Origin of the sequence: Apibacter sp. HY039 (genome assembly GCF_004023655.1) — a bacterium.
Taxonomy (GTDB): Bacteria; Bacteroidota; Bacteroidia; order Flavobacteriales; family Weeksellaceae; genus Apibacter; species Apibacter raozihei.
The window spans coordinates 273199-292500 of record NZ_SAYM01000003.1 but is presented as its reverse complement, the minus strand read 5'-3'; the positions used below and the strand labels follow the sequence as shown (position 1 = coordinate 292500).

General features: G+C 33.7%; 15 protein-coding genes and 1 tRNA gene. 11 read left to right on the top strand and 5 right to left on the bottom strand.

The annotated features are described in order from the left end of the window. The 5 genes from EQ921_RS08660 to EQ921_RS08640 all read left to right on the top strand — a co-directional run bounded on the left by EQ921_RS08660 (position 1) and on the right by EQ921_RS08640 (position 6196). Positions 1-1605, top strand: coding sequence for a DUF2235 domain-containing protein (locus EQ921_RS08660; protein WP_128331352.1), 1605 nt, complete (start codon positions 1-3; stop codon positions 1603-1605). Beyond that, a complete protein-coding gene (locus EQ921_RS08655; RefSeq protein WP_164875610.1) occupies positions 1583-2335 on the top strand; it encodes a hypothetical protein in 753 nt (250 codons plus the stop codon). The genes EQ921_RS08660 and EQ921_RS08655 overlap by 23 nt, the downstream gene beginning before the upstream one ends. Beyond that, the gene (locus EQ921_RS08650) at positions 2323-3948 is read left to right on the top strand and encodes a DUF4280 domain-containing protein (RefSeq protein ID WP_128331350.1); all 1626 of its coding nucleotides are present in this window, start codon (positions 2323-2325) and stop codon (positions 3946-3948) included. Before EQ921_RS08655 ends, EQ921_RS08650 begins: the two co-directional genes overlap by 13 nt. Before the next feature lie 13 nt (positions 3949-3961). Then, positions 3962-4822 (top strand): hypothetical protein, encoded by an 861-nt coding sequence (locus tag EQ921_RS08645; RefSeq protein WP_128331349.1) that lies wholly within the window; start codon positions 3962-3964, stop codon positions 4820-4822. Between the two features lie 114 nt (positions 4823-4936). Continuing rightward, complete coding sequence (locus EQ921_RS08640; protein WP_128331348.1) at positions 4937-6196, top strand: NUMOD1 domain-containing DNA-binding protein; 1260 nt, start codon at positions 4937-4939, stop codon at positions 6194-6196. Positions 6197-6373: 177 nt separating this feature from the next. Here the strand turns inward: EQ921_RS08640 and EQ921_RS08635 are convergent. Together EQ921_RS08635 and rseP are read right to left on the bottom strand one after the other, a co-directional pair. Continuing rightward, positions 6374-6447 (bottom strand) — tRNA-Asn (locus EQ921_RS08635). A gap of 55 nt (positions 6448-6502) precedes the next feature. After that, positions 6503-7834, bottom strand: coding sequence for an RIP metalloprotease RseP (gene rseP, locus EQ921_RS08630; RefSeq protein ID WP_128152625.1), 1332 nt, complete (start codon positions 7832-7834; stop codon positions 6503-6505). 116 nt (positions 7835-7950) lie between these two features. Between rseP and EQ921_RS08625 the strand changes: the two genes are divergently transcribed. From EQ921_RS08625 to obgE, 4 genes are all read left to right on the top strand, one after another. Then, positions 7951-8400: a universal stress protein gene (locus EQ921_RS08625; RefSeq protein WP_128152626.1), complete on the top strand. Its 450-nt coding sequence runs from the start codon at positions 7951-7953 to the stop codon at positions 8398-8400. A gap of 97 nt (positions 8401-8497) precedes the next feature. Next, positions 8498-9037 (top strand): hypoxanthine phosphoribosyltransferase, encoded by a 540-nt coding sequence (hpt, locus tag EQ921_RS08620; protein ID WP_128152627.1) that lies wholly within the window; start codon positions 8498-8500, stop codon positions 9035-9037. A gap of 16 nt (positions 9038-9053) precedes the next feature. Next, entirely contained in the window at positions 9054-9632 is a 579-nt protein-coding gene (locus tag EQ921_RS08615) for an adenylate kinase (RefSeq protein ID WP_128331347.1), read from the top strand. Positions 9633-9705: 73 nt separating this feature from the next. Next, positions 9706-10692 (top strand): GTPase ObgE, encoded by a 987-nt coding sequence (gene obgE / locus EQ921_RS08610; RefSeq protein WP_128152629.1) that lies wholly within the window; start codon positions 9706-9708, stop codon positions 10690-10692. Between the two features lie 333 nt (positions 10693-11025). Here the strand turns inward: obgE and EQ921_RS08605 are convergent, their stop codons facing one another. Next, on the bottom strand, positions 11026-12576 hold the full coding sequence (locus tag EQ921_RS08605) for a Do family serine endopeptidase (RefSeq protein ID WP_128152630.1): 1551 nt from the start codon (positions 12574-12576) through the stop codon (positions 11026-11028). A 208-nt stretch (positions 12577-12784) separates the two neighbouring features. On the opposite strand from EQ921_RS08605, the gene pdxY reads away from it, so the two are divergent. Together pdxY and EQ921_RS08595 are read left to right on the top strand one after the other, a co-directional pair. After that, positions 12785-13645, top strand: coding sequence for a pyridoxal kinase PdxY (pdxY, locus tag EQ921_RS08600; RefSeq protein ID WP_128331346.1), 861 nt, complete (start codon positions 12785-12787; stop codon positions 13643-13645). A gap of 148 nt (positions 13646-13793) precedes the next feature. Then, complete coding sequence (locus EQ921_RS08595) at positions 13794-14141, top strand: hypothetical protein (protein WP_128331345.1); 348 nt, start codon at positions 13794-13796, stop codon at positions 14139-14141. Positions 14142-14222: 81 nt separating this feature from the next. Here the strand turns inward: EQ921_RS08595 and EQ921_RS08590 are convergent, their stop codons facing one another. Together EQ921_RS08590 and EQ921_RS08585 are read right to left on the bottom strand one after the other, a co-directional pair. Further along, on the bottom strand, positions 14223-18590 hold the full coding sequence (locus EQ921_RS08590) for a T9SS type B sorting domain-containing protein (RefSeq protein ID WP_128331344.1): 4368 nt from the start codon (positions 18588-18590) through the stop codon (positions 14223-14225). 495 nt (positions 18591-19085) lie between these two features. After that, on the bottom strand, positions 19086-19295 hold the full coding sequence (locus EQ921_RS08585) for a heavy-metal-associated domain-containing protein (protein ID WP_128331343.1): 210 nt from the start codon (positions 19293-19295) through the stop codon (positions 19086-19088). Between the last annotated feature and the right edge of the window lie 7 nt (positions 19296-19302).

The window sequence follows — 19302 nt, the reverse complement described above, 5'->3', positions numbered from 1 at the left end:
ATGGGAAAAGTATTAGTCTATAATTCCGGAAAACCGGAGGACACGCCCGGCAACCTTTCCCTAACCTACGGGCTGTTTTTTGACGGCACGCTGAACAACCGGGAAAATACCAAAATATGGAAAAAGGTACGAGGGGTGGACGGATACGGCTCACCTTCAAAAGAAGAAAAAGAAATCTACACCACCATGGCCCAGAAAAAGAAATACTGGTTGTTTGGGAAACGGGTAGATATTGAAAACAACAGCTACCTGAACGATTTTTCCAATGTGGCCCGCAAATCCATGAGCTGTAAAAGAGATTATACCATTTATGTGGAAGGCATTGGCACCGAGGTCTGGGAGGGGGATTCCACCCGGGGTTATGCCTACGGAAGCGGCGACACCGGCATTCCGGAAAAGGTTACCAAAGGCTGTGAAGAACTGGTTAAGAGAGTTGACGATGCTATTCAAAAATATAAAAAAAACAATCCTCAGCTTAATTCAATCCTTCTCACTTTGGATATTTTTGGTTTTAGCCGGGGGGCAGCTGCGGCCCGGTATTGTGCTTATAACCTGCAAAAAAGGGAATATGCAGCACAAATCCAACCCAGCCGTGCAGGTCGCACGGGCATCCAGGCTGCATATTATAAAGATCATGAGGGTACCCGTGTAGACGAACAATGGCTAAAAAACCAAAAACTGCCTGCCATGGGCAACTTAGGCCTGGCCTTGCTTAAAGCAGGAATAGATCGGGAACTGGTGGAAGCCGTACAGGTACGGGTGCGTTTTTTAGGAATTTACGATACGGTAGCGTCCTATGACCCCGACAGCCTCATATTTCCCAGTTTTAGAGAAAAAATTAAAAAACTGCATTTGGATGAACTGGGCAATCCGCAGAAAATTGTACATCTCACTTCCATGGACGAGCACCGTACCTATTTCCCCCTTACCCGGATAAAACCCGGTGAAAAACGCATAGAGAGGAATTTTCCGGGCGTGCACAGCGATATTGGAGGCAGTTATACCAACTATATCGATACAGGAAGTGAAAAAAGACTGATTGAAGAAGGAGGTCCACTGAGGTATAAGAAAATAGAAGCCTACTACCACCAGCTCATTCGAACCGGATGGTATACCGAGTCTCAATTGAAATTGGGGAAATATGGATATGCAAAACGTCCTTATATGAAAATTATAGGGGAACGAAACCTAAGAAAAGAATACAGTTATATTTTTCTCCATTTTATGAGGGACGAATCCCAAATTTATATTGGAAATGCCTATATACCCGGAGAAATTGATAAATATTCCTTAGATGGCAATGAATTTCTTCAAACCATCAAAGAGCGGTTGCAGATATATACCCTGGAGGAAAATGAAGACTGGGTACTAAGAAAAGAAAGGAGTTCGCTCAATCCTCAGGCTCTAACCGGAAATACCGGATCGGAATCTCCCCCCGAGAGAGAAACGGATCTGGATACTATTTGTGTGCAGGACTGGGATAGAAAGCTAAAAAAACTAAGGAACGAATACCTGCATTGGTCATCGTATTGGGGTAAATTGGGCTATGAACCAAATACAAACAGAAAAAGACAGTTTTATAATGCAGACGGAACACTTGGATAACATACAAATGCAGCCCCGGAAACTTTACCGCTACCGTTTCCGAACCTGCCATACTTTGCGGGAAGGTTTCGCAAAATCTAGGGAGAAAATATGGATAAGGAACACGGGGATTATGTATACCGGAAAGGCTAACGGTTTGCATCATTTCCATCTTCTTGGTTTTCAGACGGAATTTATACAAGGTACAACAGCTCCCGCTTTTAATCTGCTTAAGGAAACAGCCTATATTTTTGATGATCTCAGAATCTGTCTCACCGGTGAGGGAAAAATAGTTTCCATTAAAAACTTAAAAAAAATCAAAGAACGCTGGCATCAGGAACGGGAACAGCTGGAAACCTTCAACCGAGGAGCTTCCGTACAAAATTATTTTGACTTTTTGAGCCAGGTGCTGGAAGACGAGCAAAAAATATCGGAGTATATACTCAGTTATACTATGTACGGCATGTTCTTTAACGGGAGTCATCTGGGGAGTCTTACACCTGATGAAAGCGTTATGCGGAAAATTGTATTTCCATATTCAGAGGATATCTTTTCGGAAAACTGGAAGTGTATATCCCATTCTGCCAACGAAGAAACTACTTTTACCGTAAAAGGAAAACCGGCACAAACAGATTCCGGCTCTTTATACCTGGGCAGTTTTATATATAATTCAGGAATTTTACAGGAAGCATCCCTGAAAATAACTCATCAATATAATCACACAAAATACACCGTACTATGGGTTGGCTGAATAAAAGAAGCAACTATTCCCGAATGCTGGAAAAAGCAAAGGAAAGAGACCTAAAGGAAAAAGAATTTGAAGAACTTCCTACCATGGGCAGAACCGCCACGCCGGAAGATAAAAAAAACGGCGAAATACTACTTTTGGAGGAAGAAAACAGTAAATATCTGGAGCCCGAACGAAAAAAAAGAAAAGAAGAGAGGCAGGCAGCGTTAGAGGATTTACTGGTTATTGACGGAGCCGAACTGGAATGTTCCTTATGCACGGCTCCGAAAGGAATTCTTAAGGTGAATTTTGATACACCGTCCACACAGGAAAAGAAAACGGCAACCATTGAAGAAAAAAGTTCCTTCAGTCTTATTTTTACGGGAAACTGTAAAAAAAGTCCGAATTGTTCCCTGCCCTGTAAAGCAGCAATGACTTTAGGAGATTGGAAAAACACCGGAATGATGAAAGTTCAGGAGCGCCCGCCATTACTGCTAAAAAGCACTATTCCCTGCCTTTATGGAGGAGTAGAGGTGAAAATAACCGACAGCGGACAGGTTAACGAACCGGAAATAAATCCGGAAGCAGCTCCGGTTCCGGCTCCTAAGAAGAAAATACAGATTAAAGCCCGACAAAATGAATATACCGTGGTTTTAAAAAAAGACGGAACTCTTTTCAACGCCCTTTATCCCAATCTGGAATTTGATATTTCGGAGGGAACTCCGGGAGAATTTATAGATATACAGGTGGTCAAAATAGACAAAAAATTATTGAAAAATACGGTTGGTATAGCCGGTAGCTGGGATAAAAACAATTTACCGAAAGACCGGGTGCCTGTAAAAACGTTTAGCAGCTATACTAACGGAGATACTGCATTAAAACTGGATGCCTCCGGAAAAGCATCCTATACCATGCCCTTAGACTGGTGGAGAGATTTGGCAAGACAGCCTTTAAGCGATTTTACCAGCATGAAAATTTATTTTAAGGTTTTATCATTTCAAGCGGCTTCCTCAGTAAAACAAGAAAGTTTAGTAAAATCGGTGGAGATTTCTAATAATTTAGTTAGTTTGGAAATAGATGTTAATTTATATGCAACGAATTCCTCTGGGATACAAATTAAAGATTTTTCTGCTGATTTTACGGTCAAAGAACCGAACACAACAGAAATGTATACCTTTGTTCAATGGAAAAAAGGAGGAAGAGAGCGATGGGATGTCGCTAAACGAATGACAAGGCCTACTGTACGAGATTATAATCAAAGACATATAAGCCATTATCCAGACTGGACATTGGATAGAATCGGATTAAATCCCAGATATGCTGATGGGGTATATAGCATTTCAAATGGAGGTAAAACAGCAACCTTAAAAGATAAGCCTTCTTCAGATACAGCAAGTGCTACAATGCCCTGGGCTTATACACATATTGATTTTGAAACGAGGGTTCACCTTAATTTAGATGTTCCTGATGTACTTACTGTAATAAATTTGACAGGAGGTAATATTAAAGGAATCATTCCTCCGCCAGAACCATTAACCTTAAAAAATGTTTTTTGGGAATCGAGAATCCTTCAAATATGGAATGCAACTACAACAAGTTCAATAGTAACACATCCTGCAACATATACAGGTCCTTAATAAAAAGCTGAAAATGAAAAAAATATTAATCGTAACAGCAATAATATTCAACCTTGCCTCATGCATAGGTCAAAATGTAACTAATTATAAAAATATGACTATGAATAATTCCGAATTATACAAAAAAATAGTGAATGTCGAGGTAAGTCTTTTTACACGAATAGAATCAATAAATCAGTTAAATTTATCAGAAAACAAAAAATTAACTATAAACGAACTAAAAAAATTATTAAACAGACAGAAACCTGAACCACAACCAGATTTAATAGATTTTGATCCGGTTGCAGAGGAAAGAGTCATAGATATGCATCTTATAGGAGTTCTTAATGCAATGGGAGATAAGTCAGAAAACTATAGGATTCCTAATTTAATATCTCAGGCAATTTCTTTTATGGCAGAATTTGGAGATGAGCGTAAGGAAGATGCAAAAGTTATAAAATCTATAAATGACAGTAAACTGATTGCTGAGATTATAGTTTTAACCCAAAGTACTACACCAACCATAGTAGAAAACGCTGTGGTTGTGCTGAATAATCTGGACCTACCCAATGCTCCGGTAGGAGGAGATGTAAGCGCTATTCTATCTACTCAAAAAATTACGTTTAAATTTTCAAAGTTAAAAGAAGAGATGGAATTATATGTCAAAGAATCTCATGGAAAAATAGAATTATCCAAAGGGGTAAAACAAGTCATTGAAACCAATAATATTCAAAGAGGAGATGATATTAGTTTAGAAATGTCACTGGTTGGAATAATTCAAAAAATATTGCCGGTACATCATTTGGATTATTATGTAGAAAATGGTAAAATTATAATTTGTACCTATGCCGAAACTGCCGAAAGATGGCAAAAATGGTTGAAAGAAAATCCATAAATTTTGTTAGAATATAAAAATACTTTACATTGAACAAATACTATGATTGATAGTTTTTTATCTGAAAATATACTAGTTTTACAGTTTCAATAGAAGGTAATTTATCTTACAAATATGAATATAAAAGGTCTATATCCGTACGAAAACCATTCTTTAAAAGATATGCAAGGGGAAATCTGGAAAGAAATTCCGGGTTATGAGGGCTCTTATATGATTTCTAATAAAGGAAGAGTTAAATCTCTGGCCAGAAAACTTTATTCATTACAAGGTATTAAATATAGAAGCACTGATCTTATTTTAAGTCAAAAGAAACAATACACAAAAGGAAAGGTAAGATGTTTACAGTTTGAAGTCAGCCAGGATTATCAAAAAAGAACTTTTATGACATCCCGAATGGTCTATTCAATTTTTATTAAGCGATTGCCGGATATAAAAAAGAAACATCTGTATGTAATGCATAAGGATAATGATCCCTTAAATAATATGGCAGAGAATCTTTACATAATTACCCCTTCCGAACTAACAAAAAAACTTATAGCGTCGGGGCTCAAAAAAGTATCTTATTACAATTTTTCCCAGCAATCTAAAGATAGATTTCGCATGAGTGCGCTCAAGCCTGTATCTCAATATACCCTGGAAGGGAAATACATAAAAACCTATATCAGCAGGGAAGAAGCCTTTAAATTAACAGGGATAAATTCTACATCCATTGGGAAAGCTGTTTTAGGAGAACGTTTACATGCCGGAGGATTTATCTGGAAAAATGGAAATGATCCCTCAGACGTTCCTTCTGTCCAACTCACTATAGCTAAGAGACCTCTAAGTTGTTATACCAAAAAAGGAAAATATGTGGCCGGATACAAAAATATACAAGAAGCTGAAAAGCTTACTAAAATAAACAGAGGGAGTATCCGCTCATGTCTTCAAGGAAAAGGTCATACAGCAGGAGGATTTATATGGAAAGAAGGATCTGCTCCTCAAAAAATAGAAACTGCAGATTTAGTTTTTAATACCTTTAAAGTAATTAGTCAGTTTGATTTACAAGGCAATCGATTAAAAATTTTTTCAAGTATAAAAGAAGCTGCTCAAAAGACAGGTTTATCAGAATCAGGAATACGTAAAGCCATCAAATCTAATACGAATCATGCCAAAGGATTTATATGGCTGGAAGGAAAACAACCTAAAAAAATTACGCCTCCTAAACAAAAAATAAGAGCAGTCAATCAATATGATTTGTCCGGTAATTTTCTGGCTAAATATCCAAGTATCACTGTGGCAGCTAAACTTGTTAATGCATCTCATTGCAGTGTAAGTGATGCAGTTTTAGGAAATAGTAAAACCTGTAGAGGATTTATATGGAAATATACAGATTAAATACGTATTTAGATATAGTGAGTAGTAGTTATATTACTTTTTATTAGGATAAAAAATGATTCACGGATTTAGTGAATAAATAAACAGATGATAATTACAACTTACAGAAAAAAGGCAAATTTTAGTAAATAAAAAAGGTTACAGATGTAAGAATCTATAACCTTTTTATAATTTTTGCTCCTCCTGCTGGGCTCGAACCAGCGACCCTCTGATTAACAGTCAGATGCTCTAACCAACTGAGCTAAGGAGGATTTTGCGTGTGCAAATATATTAGTTTTTTTTTAATTACAAAATTTTATTTGTAATTTATTTATTAATTATGCTTTGAACAATGTTCCAGATATCATTTCCGAAAACCAAGATCATCAGTCCCAATATAATAAATATTCCAACCATTTGAACCTTTTCCATAGCTTTATCGCTTAATTTACGTCCTGTAATCATTTCAACTATAGTAAACAAGGCGTGTCCTCCGTCTAATCCGGGAATAGGCAGAATATTCAGAAAAGCCAGCCAAATAGAAAACATAGCAGTAAAACTCCAGAATTGTTCCCAGTTCCATTCAGGGGAGAATGCTTTATATAATCGTAAAGGACCGCTAACCTGTTTGTATGCTTCAGTTTTAGGATTTATAATTAACTTAAACTGTTTAATCTGCATTACTAACATTTCCCATGACAAAACCGGAGCTCTTTTGAAGGCATCTAGAAAATCGTATTTTTTATAAGTGGTCGCATTTTTTAATGAAGCCACTACATCCGTTGAAAATCCTAAGACTACACTATCGGGTACATAAATACTTTTTACTAAAGCCTGATGGTTACGAATGATATCTAGCTTAATAGTATCCTTTTTATGTTTGGTTAATTCTGTTTTAAACTGATCAAAATACGGAGTAGGGGTATTATTAATTCCTGTGATTACATCACCTTTTTGCAAAACTTTATAGGCTGTACCATTTGAAAGTACAGAATCTACACGGGTAATGATCCTTGGTGAAATGAATCCTCGGCCTTCACTTGTTAAAACATGTTTTTTTTCTTCGGGCAAAAGATTGAAATTAATAATCTTTCCATCTCTCTGAACGGTAACATGATCACCAAATAAAATATTTATAGGTAAAGAATTAAATGAAGCTATGGTTTTACCATCCACTTTTAAAATATTATCCCCATCCTTAAATCCTAACTTTTTACCCGCTTCGGAAAATGAATATCCGTTAGTCAGTTTTTGAGCATCAATGGTTTTTTCACCGGTAGTCATTAGCAAGCAGGCATATATGACGATAGCTAGAATAATATTGACAATAATACCGGCAAGCATAATTATTAAACGCTGCCAGGCGGGTTTGGAACGAAATTCCCAGGGTTGCGGGTCTTTTTTCATTTGTTCCGTATCCATACTTTCATCAATCATTCCGGCTATCTTTACATAACCACCTAAAGGAAGCCAGCCTATTCCGTATTCCGTATCTCCGATTTTTTTCTTAAATAAGGAAAACCAGGGATCGAAAAATAAATAAAACTTTTCAACTTTTGTCTTAAAAAATTTAGCAGCAAAAAAATGTCCTGCTTCATGAAGAACTACTAATATAGAAAGACATAGTAGTAATTGAGCTATTTGTGTGAATAATTGCATTTTCTTATTATAAATCTTAGTCTGCAAAAGTAGTAAAATTTATTATATAAGGATTTTTATAATAAAATTAAAAAAATATATTTATCTTTAAAGAAAGATAATTAAAACCTAGGATTATGAAATCAATGATAGTACCTGTAGATTTTTCCGAATCTACGGATCATATTTTGGAAGAAGCAGTTTATTATGCTAAAGCCACTCAAAGCAAAATATATTTATTGCATGTTGCCAGTTTGGATTTGGGCTTTGTAATCGGAGATATCGGATTTCAGTATTTACCGGAGCTGGAAGAAGCTGGAATGAAAGATGAGACACAGCAGTTGGTTACTTATGAAAAGAAATTAAAAGGTGAAGGAGTAGAAGTTGAAATCATAATAAAGCAAGGAACACCGGCCGAAGTGATACTCAGTGAAACCACACAAAGAAATGCAGATTTGATTGTTATGGGCTCACATGGCAGAGGTGTTATCATGGAAGCCATTTTGGGAAGCGTATCCAAAGATGTTATAAAAAAATCGGAAGTTCCGGTATTAATTGTTCCGCCCAGTAAATTTTCAGAAAAGTAACAATTCAGTAAAACATCTGTATAAAAAAGAATTTTCACTTAAAACGGACTTTCAAATTAATTCAATATCATTATATTTGCGCTGTATTTAAATTTATATGAAAGAAATTAAAATTCAGGATAAGACATTTACTCCTTTTGTTACCTCTCAGGAAATTGAGCATGCAATTAAACGAATGACGAATACCCTGTATGAAGAATATAAAGATGAAGTACCTGTTTTTTTAGGTGTTTTAAATGGAGTAATTATGTTTTTCAGTGATTTTCTAAAACAATATGAAGGTGATTGTGAGATAGGTTTTTTACAACTGGCCTCCTATCAGGGTACAGAAAGCTCAGGAAAAATCAAGTTAGTAACGGATGTAACTATTGATATAACCAACAGACATGTTATCATTTTAGAAGATATTATAGATACGGGGAATACATTGGAATATTTATACAGCCTGTTGGAAATGAAACCTGTGAAGAGCATTAAAATTGCTACCTTATTTTTCAAACCCGAAGTTTATAAAAAAGATTTAAATATAGACCTTATAGGGATGAATATACCTAATAAATTTGTGGTTGGATACGGTTTGGATTATGATGGTTTAGGACGAAATTACAAAGATCTGTATCAGCTAAAAGAAGAGTAACCAAACCCAATATAAAATGAACATAATCGTGTTATTTGGCCCCCCGGGAAGCGGAAAGGGTACCCAGGCAGAGATTTTAGCCGAAAAATTTCAGTTAAAACATGTTTCCACCGGAGATTTGTTTAGATACAACATGAAAAACAATACTCCGCTGGGTATAGAGGCAAAATCATACATGGATAAAGGAAGTTTGGTGCCGGATGAACTAACTACAGAAATGCTTAAGGATGAACTTAAAAGAAATTCTGAGCAAAAAGGATTTATCCTAGACGGATATCCCCGAACTACCAGTCAGGCACAAGCATTAGATTCTTTACTTGAAGAGCTTTTCCAAACCACTGTTAAAGTAACGATTGCTTTAAATGTGGAAGATGAAACTCTAGTGCATAGAATTAAGAAAAGAAGTATTGACAGCGGCCGATCCGATGATGCTGACGAAAACATCATCAGAAACAGGATCAAAGAATATTACGATAAAACAGCCGTTGTTTCTCAATACTACATAGATCAGGAAAAGTTTGTTGATATTGAAGGAGAAGGAAACAGGGAAGAAATAACAGCCGTATTATCAGATGTGCTGGTTAAATGGATATAATAATAAAAAAATAAAGCGAAAAGGATTATTATTGCAAATAGTAATCCTTTTTTTATAAAAAGAAAAAGTAGTTATGCAGTCAAATTTTGTTGATTATGTGAAAATATATTGTAAAAGCGGACATGGAGGTGCAGGATCCGCTCATTTACACAGAGCTAAATATATACCTAAAGGGGGACCCGATGGAGGTGATGGAGGTAGAGGTGGTCATATTATACTAAGAGGAAATGCCCAGCTATGGACACTTTTAGCTCTAAAATATTCAAGACATATAAAAGCAAATGATGGTAAACCGGGAGGAAAACAGGAACTGACAGGTGCAAACGGAACTGATATATACATTGAAGTACCCGTAGGCACAGTAGCTAAGGATGAAAATGGAGAGGTTATCTGCGAAATTACGGAGGATAAGCAGGAAATAATTATATTAAAAGGAGGAAAAGGTGGTTTAGGTAATTCACATTTTAAATCACCGACTAATCAGACCCCCAGATATGCACAGCCGGGTCTTCCCGGAGAAGAGGCTTCTATTTTGCTTGAGCTGAAACTATTGGGAGATGTAGGATTGGTAGGTTTTCCAAATGCCGGAAAATCCACTTTATTGTCTGCTATTACTTCTGCTAAGCCTAAAATAGCCGATTATGCATTTACAACCTTAGTGCCCAATTTAGGAATAGTTCAATACAGAAATTATCAGTCCTTTGTTGTAGCAGATATTCCGGGAATTATTGAAGGTGCTGCCGAAGGAAAGGGGTTAGGACATCGTTTTTTACGACATATTGAACGAAACTCTGTATTGTTATTTTTAATACCTGCGGATGCTGAGGATTATTATAAAGAATACCAGATTTTATTTAAAGAGCTGGAAGAATATAATCCGGAACTTATTGATAAAAGTAAGTTAGTAGCCATCTCTAAATCAGATTTGATAGATGAGGAACTGGAAGAGGAAATAAGAAAAACCTTTCCAGAAGATTTTAAACTGATATTTATTTCAGCGGTGACCGGAGCCCATCTTGTGGAATTAAAAGATGAACTTTGGAAAATGTTGCATAGCTAAACAAAGTTTTATTTCTTTAAATCCCTAACTAATTTATTATCATTAAGATGGTAAAGTTTTGTATTTATAATAACAGGAATAATTTTAGTAAAAAATTAATACTTATAAAACAGTAACTTTTGGTATTTGGTCTTTTCTTTGACACGGAATATAGAAAGTGTTTAATAAACCCTAATATAACTATGATTACTTACCATTGAAATTGCAAAAAGTGATTAAAATAATCCAAAATATAATTTGTGTTTTATATAGTCTATGGAATAAAAAAATGCAACTGTAAATAAACAGTTGCATTTTTATTTAAACTTATTTAGCTATATGATAAACTACTTATTATTCCATTTTAAAACCTCTACGGTAAATTCTTCCATACGGATCTACGTATCTTACGGAAACCGTACCTTTATAGTTCTTTAGTATTTTTTCAATATCTTTTTCACTATTCACGGGTTTATCGTTCACCTCAATCAGAATGAATCCTTCACCTATTCCCGCAGCTTTTAGTTTTCCGTTGTTGTCAACACTAACAATACCAATTCCGCTTTCTAAACCATAGTTTACTTTTTGCTGTTCAGTAAGTTCCTGAAACTCGGCACCCAGTTTTTCAGCTACACTTAAATCTGCTTTGGTTTTAACTGATGTTCCACCTTTAGCATCTTTAATTTTAACAGTAAATGTTTTAGAAGATCCGTCTCTTAAAACAGTCACTTTTACTTCGTCTCCGGGTCTTTTCTCACCGATAATACCAGAAAGGGTAGGGAAATTTTTGATATTATTACCCTCAATCTGGGTGATGATATCTCCTTTTTTAATTCCTGCATCTTTAGCTCCTCCGTCTTCCTGAACCTCAGTTACCAATACTCCTTGTTGTGGCTTTAATGAAGCTTTATTTTGAGTATTATATTGTTTTACGGCGCTGGCATCACTTAAATCCAGAGCTCCGATTCCTAAATATCCTCGTTGTACGATACCGTATTTACGGATATCTTCAACCACTTTTTTAGCAATGTTGGAAGGTACTGCAAAACTGTATCCTTCAAAGGTTCCGGTTCCGGAATGTGAAGAAATTGCAGTGTTTATTCCTATCAAATCTCCATTGGTATTAACCAGAGCACCTCCACTGTTTCCGGGATTAACTGCGGCATCGGTTTGAATAAATGATTCAATAGGAGCTCTTGAGTTAGATCGTAACAGATCCAGGCTTCTTCCTTTTGCCGAAATGATTCCTGCGGTTACTGTTGATGTTAAGCCAAAAGGATTACCAACGGCAAGTACCCATTCACCTACTTTTACATTATCAGAATTGTAAAAGTTCAAAAAGCTTAGTCCTTTTTCATCAATTTTTAACAAAGCTATGTCTGAGTTAGGATCAGTTCCTACCAGAGTAGCTGTATATGTTTTTTGATTATTCAGAGTTATTTCAATCTTATCAGAACCGTCAATAACGTGATTATTGGTAACTATGTACCCGTCAGAAGAAATAATAACTCCGGAACCCAGACCGCTTGGGGTGTCTTTAGGATCCTGCTGTTGTTTTTGACGTGGAGAGCTGTTAAAAGGATCTCCGAAGAAGAAATCGAAAGGATCTATCATTTGTTTTCTTTGAGGTTGCGTATACGCAGCATAGCTTTTTACACTAACCACTGCATTAATTGTTTTCTCAGCTGCAAGAGTAAGATCCGGTGGGTTATAATTAGATAAATTAGAAGATGCAGAGGTAAAATAAGCCTCTTGTTTTTTATCTTGTTTAAATAATTCGAAATCGCCTAGTTTGGTATTTTTATTCATGGCGAATGAGATAGCGCCTACTGATACCAGAGCACTGGTTACACCAATTATAATGTAAGAAGCAATTCGTTTAATTTCAAATCTATTTTTTTTCATAGTACAAATTATATTAACTTGTTATAATGCTTATTCACTTTCAAAAGTAATACCAAAAAATTAATGATTTTTGCGCTTTAACGATTTTTAACATGAATTTAATTTTTTATTATATATTATGGATATTTACTTACAGCCTTTCTTTTAATTGTTAAAATGGTTGTAAAAGTTTGTAAATTTGTTTATTAATAAATTTACCATAGAGTCAATGAAAAATATCTTATCAATTCAATCTCATGTTGTTTACGGACATGCAGGGAACAGTGCGGCCGAATTTCCAATGCAGAGATGTGGAGTGGGGGTCTGGTCTTTAAATACAGTACAGTTTTCTAATCACACGCAATATGGTCAGTGGACCGGAGAGGTTATGACTGCCAATCATCTTTTAGATATTGTTAAAGGAATTGATAGTATTAATCAGCTTAAAAAATGTGATGCTGTTCTTAACGGTTATATTGGGTCACCCGAACAAGGTAACTCTATTTTAGAAATTGTAAAAATGGTTAAGTCTAAGAATCCTAATGCTTTGTATTTTTGTGATCCAGTTATGGGGCATCCAGAAAAAGGTTGTATTGTAGCTCCGGGAGTGTCTGACTTTTTTAAAAACCAGGCCATACAGGTAAGTGACATTATGGCACCCAATTTACTTGAGCTGGAAATATTAACCGATCAGGAAATAAATTCTGTTGATGATACTATTAAAGCGGCCCGTATATTAATTGACAAGGGAGTACAGATGGTTTTGGTAAAACATTTAAGCAGAGCCGGATATAGATCCGACATGTTTGAGATGTTATTGGTTTCAAAAGAAGAAAACTGGCATATTTCACGTCCTTTGGTAGATTTTGGTGTACGTCAACCCGTAGGAGTAGGAGATTTAACTTCCGGATTATTATTGACTCATTTGTTGTTAGGTAAAACGAAAAAACAGGCTTTAGAGCATACGACTTCTGCCGTATACTCTGTAATGCTTGAAACTCACAAATTAGGAGAATATGAGTTACAATTAGTAGCTGCTCAGGATGAAATTGTAAATCCGTCCCAATTATTTGAAGCTATCAGACTGTAATCAGTAAGAATTATTTTTTAAATAATTATGGATTTTTAATTCTTTTAGCATCTATAGTGAAAACCAGTTCAACATGAAAATAAAATTTTTATTAATAACCGCACTTTTAACTTTAAGTAAATCTGTATCTGCCCAATCTCATAACTTAGTGGGAGAGTGGTCAACCAATGCGGTCATCGGATATGAAAATCTCAATGAATATAAATTATACAAGCAAGATTCTGAATTCTATGTATATGGCAACAGATTGAAATTAAATGATGATTTAACTTATGAGAGTTATTATACTGCACCTTGTGGCAATGATTGTTTTCCGTCTACTTATGGTAAGTATAAGATAACTGAAAATGAGGAATTACATTTTCAGGTTGACTCTTTAGTGGTACGAGGTTTTTGCAAAAATTTAAAGAAAACATTTAAGGATAATGTACTTAATTTCCAAATCATGAAACAGGACCTAAATGGTAAAGATGAATTGGTGTTAGTAAAAAAATAAAAGATTAATTAAAAATCATTTGTGATAACAAATAACGCCGGAAAATATTCCGGCGTTATTTTGTTTTAATATTTTATTCGTTTATTTCATCTGAAGACTATTATAATTTTTTAATAAAATCCAACCGGTGAATTTTCTTCCATCAGGTATATTTATCAAATACCAATAACTATTGGTAGGTAATGGCCTGCCTAAATAGTAGCCATTCCAAACAAAGCAAGTGTCGGAGTTTTCCTCAAATATAACTTTACCATATCGGTCAAAGATTTTTATTGAGGATTTTTCACCGTTGAATAAATCTAAGCCACACATGGTCCAGGAATCGTTATATCCGTCGTTATTAGGAGTTATCAGATTAGGAATTTTAAAAATTACGGCTTTGGTACTTGCCGGATTACATGGTGTATTTTTAGAACGTACATAGATGGTATATACAGCCGGTTCCAGATTATTGAATACATTGCTGTCCTGCCAGTTTATTTTATCAATTGAATATTCTAATGGGGCCGGCCCTTCTGCATTTACACTTATATAATCATTACCTGCATCAGTACTTTTTATATTTACTGTTTCATAATTGGTTACTGATGTTGTATAAGTGAAACTACATCCGTTGGAGTTTGATATTGTAACTGAATAGTTTCCTGCTACGTTAATGGTAATTTTTGTTAAATTGGTTCCTTCTTCTCCTGTACTCCATTTATAATAATCTTCTGTATTACCGGTATCAGCGTTGATAACTAAGGATTCATTAGGACATATTTTGTATTCTTTAGCCAATGAACTGACAGGCAATGGCAGTACGACCAAATTAATTTTCATGATAGAAGGACAATGAGAGGTAGAGCTAACTCTTACATAAGCTTCGTCTTCATTAGGCTTAATGTTAGTATAGTTTGTTAAGCTTTTGGGATTATTCTGATTGCGGGCATCATCATATGAGCTGTAAATACTGTATTGAGGATTTTCAGGAAGAGGCTGAGAAGGATCATGTAATTGCTTAACGTATTCTGAAAGATTAAAAGAAGCAATTCCGTCAAAATTATCATCACATTGTTGTGCAGGTTCACTGATAGAAACTAAAGGCACCTGACTGACAGTTGATATGGTAATTGATGTAATTAATGATTCACATCCGTTCTTAGAAGCTTTTGCATATAAAACATGATTTGAATTTGGAAGGGAGGTTAAAACAGTGGTTAATGGATCTATCAAAATAGTTCCGGCGTTATCTTGATAATAATTGAAAGTATATTGATCTGTATTTTCTCTTATAATCATTGCATTAATTGTTTCTACATCTTTTGAATTTAAAATGTAAACTCCATCAAATTTTTCGTCGCAGACTGTATAAAAAGCTGGTCGGGGTTTTGGAGTTTTTTCCATGTATAAACTTAGTTTTTTTATGATATAGCAAGATTCTTTTTGAAATCTGACCCATATATGAGCTTCGTTATTAAAATAATATTTTTCAGGATCTTTTGTTATTGATGTTTCAGAGTGATTGTTAGCGTCTTCTTCGTTGTCATGAAATGATATTTTTAAAGTATATGGTGTGTCCGGTATCATTTTTTCATTGACTAATGATATAATATTAATCTCGTCTTTGTATCCATTACCTTTGATATCACAATAATATTCTGAAGCATTTTCTGCTTGAATAAAGTTTATATTTTCAAATGTCAATTCAACTATGCTGAAGCATGTCGAATTTTTATCATCAATTCTTATATAGATTACACTGGAAGAAAGATTCTGAACCAAATATTTAGTTGGTAAAACAATAGCATTGGAAGAGCTGTGAGCATCGTTATATGTTAAATAATATGAAAAAGAGTAGCTATTCAGATCTGTGGTCTCAATTACATTGTTTTTATAAATGGTAAGATCAAGTATTTCTTTATCATCCAGGTTGTTATCGCATATTTTAGCTTTATAATTATTGGTATTAGCAAAAACCTGTTGTACTAATTTTAAAGGTAATTTATAATAAAAATGGCAAGATTCCCAAACCAATACTTCTATATAAACAAAGTTATCTTGATTAGCAATAACATCCATTTCCTTAATTGTATTTTTACCTGTACCTAAATCTTTTTCATTTGCATAATAAAATATTTTAGAATTAAGAGGATAACCCAGTATAAATGTATAGTCTAGTGTTTTTAGTGTGAATTTTTCTTTGCCGCTATGTGTTAAATCACATACAGGGTAACTCGTCATTTTTGGAATATATTTTTGATATTCTATAAAAATGCTCATTGAAAAATCACAGCCATCTTCAGTGTATGATACTTTAATATAAGCTGTATCATACATATCATAATTTTTTATTTTATCATAACTTATCTCTCCAAAATAATCGTAATATTTAACATTTGAAACCTTAATACTTCCTTTTGCCTGATTAAAATAAGATTCTAAATTAACTTCAACCTTCCCTTTATTTTCAGTATCACATACTTTGAACTCTATGTCTTTAATACTGCCAATTTTTAATTGATAGCTAAGTTTAATGATAGGTGGACAATATTCATTTCCATAATTGTTGACTCTGATATATATGGTAGTTCCATTATTAACAGGATATTTGGTTACATTAGGATATACAGAAGTATTTTCTGAAATAGGATTGATTTGATCTTCAGCATCATTATTTGATTTGTAATAAGTAAATGAATATTTTTGATAATCCGGAAAATCATTAATTATGTGCTTAGTCAAATCATCATCAAACGAAAAAGGATCACAACTGATATAAGGGGGGAGTTCTGTAAGTTCAATTTCTTCATGAACTAATAGGTTTACTGGTAAAATTAAGACAGAACAATCTGGTACCCAGTGATTAATAATTCTTACATAAACCTTAGTGGAAGAAGTCGGAGGAGGAAGTTTTAAAACATCAATAGGTTTAATATTACCACCTTCCTTATAATTTTGAGCATCTTCTAATGTATAAAAATATAATGACCACCATTCAGCATTTCTAGTTCTAAAATCTATTAGGCCATTAGCTATTATATCCTTAATGACAGTTTCTTTACCTTTCTTTGCACATATATGAAAGCTTTGTTCTCCAGTAAGATCGGGTTTTTCTTTAAAATAATATACTAAATCTACTATTGTATTGCAACTAGGATTATCTTTATTTTCTACTCTTAAATAAATCAGTTTAGAATCATAAGTGTTTAATGTATAAACGGAAGATACTCGGTCAGCTGGTAAATTTTTAATCGCTTGTTCGTAACTGTTATAAAAATAATAATTATATTTTTCCAGATTTCCCAAAGTAGCTTCGTTAGCTAGCAATTTATAATCTACTGTAATCGGAATACCATAATTAAAACAGGTATATTTTTCTATTGATTTAGCTGAAGGGAATTCAGTATTAAATTTTATAGGTATAGAAGTTGTTAATTTTTCTACACCACATGAATTATAATTAACTTCTACTTTATAGGTAGTATCTAAAGTAGGGCATACTTCAACTGATTGATTGTTATAAGCAATTGGTTCATTATCTGCATTATACCAGGTTATTTCAGGAGTGATAATACCCTGAGGTTCAAATCTCCAGGCTTCAGGGCCAGAGCTATCTGTATTCCATTCAGTTATATCGTTTCTATTCGCGGGGGCTATACCGTTTCCACTACCATCAGTTATAGCTATTAAAGCAACATTAGGACGTTTCTCAAATTTAGTTTTTTTACAAGAATTAGGCTTTTGTTTGACATACACGTCGATAATGTTTGTCGTTTCGTAAAGAACAATCTGAAAGGTCGATTTTATGTTGCTGGTACATTCGTAGTGATTCATATTGTTATAGTTAATAACAAATTTTCTATAGGGTGCTGTTCCTGTAGTATAAGTGGTTATATTACCACAACCTCCGGTTGATATACATTCCAAGGAATTTGGATCCAGAATCAAATCATGAAACAATCCATAGATGGAATAAGACAACAATTTTCCTTCATTTAACACAGAGCTTACTTCATCATTAGCTATAGGTAAATTATAAGGAGCTCCTTGATTTGCGTAATCAGGAGTATTAAATGAAATGGAACCATTATCATTTAAGATTAATGAATTGAAATTTTTACCATACAGACAAAAGGAAAAGGGCAATTCAATCAGGCTACTCCAATAGTCATCTTCTTTTTTTATGGAGACATCTGCTCCGTCAGAAAAATTACCCACAGGAAGATATTCAATGGATTTAACTATATAATCAGACGTTTTTTTTATTTCCGGATAATTAACAGTTAAAGTTAAACATTTTTTGGTGGGACTGTTAAATTTATAATCACAAGAAATAACTGGATTAGGGTTAGAATTATGATCAACAATTTGAATGACAGGATCTTTTGTTGACTGAGCAAAAGTTGCACAAGTTATAAAAATAATCAGGAACAGAGTAAATACAGGTGAGAGATATCGTTGATTCATAGTATATAATATTACAATATCTGCAAAATTAATTGTTATTATTTACATTTGATTAAAAAATAATAAATTTTATAATGTTTTTCAAAAAGTTGTACATATTCAATAATTGTTTTATGTTATATCTTGATATAAAATTAATATTCAACTATTTATGTTTAAAATAATATTTGAAAATTACTATATTGATTATCATACAAATTTCTACAAACTTTAAAATATTTATAAAAAGTCATTAGGAATAGTAATTATTTTCATTAATCGAGAACTTATTATATCTCTACAATTCAATTTTTTTAATAAGTATCTCTATAATTAAATTATTACTTTAATGTAAGTTGAAGTTGCAATTAAATTACAAATTAAATAATTAATGATTTCATAATTATATGGATAAAAATTTTTAGTGCAAAAAAGTTATAGAAGTTAAATTAAAAATTAAAAAAAATACGTTAATGTAAATCAACGTATTATATAATTTGTTAATGAAATTTAAATTTATATTTTTTCAATATTGAAACCGGCTTTTTTAACAGCATTTATAATCTCTTCATCTGTTGCTGTATCTGATTCTACAGTGAGAATTTTTTCAGGTATAGAAGTATCCACAGACCATTTAAGAATACCTTTAACATCATTTAAATAGTTTGTAACAGCATTGACACAGCCTCCACAATCTATATTTGTTTTAAACTTTAATTCATTCATTTTATTA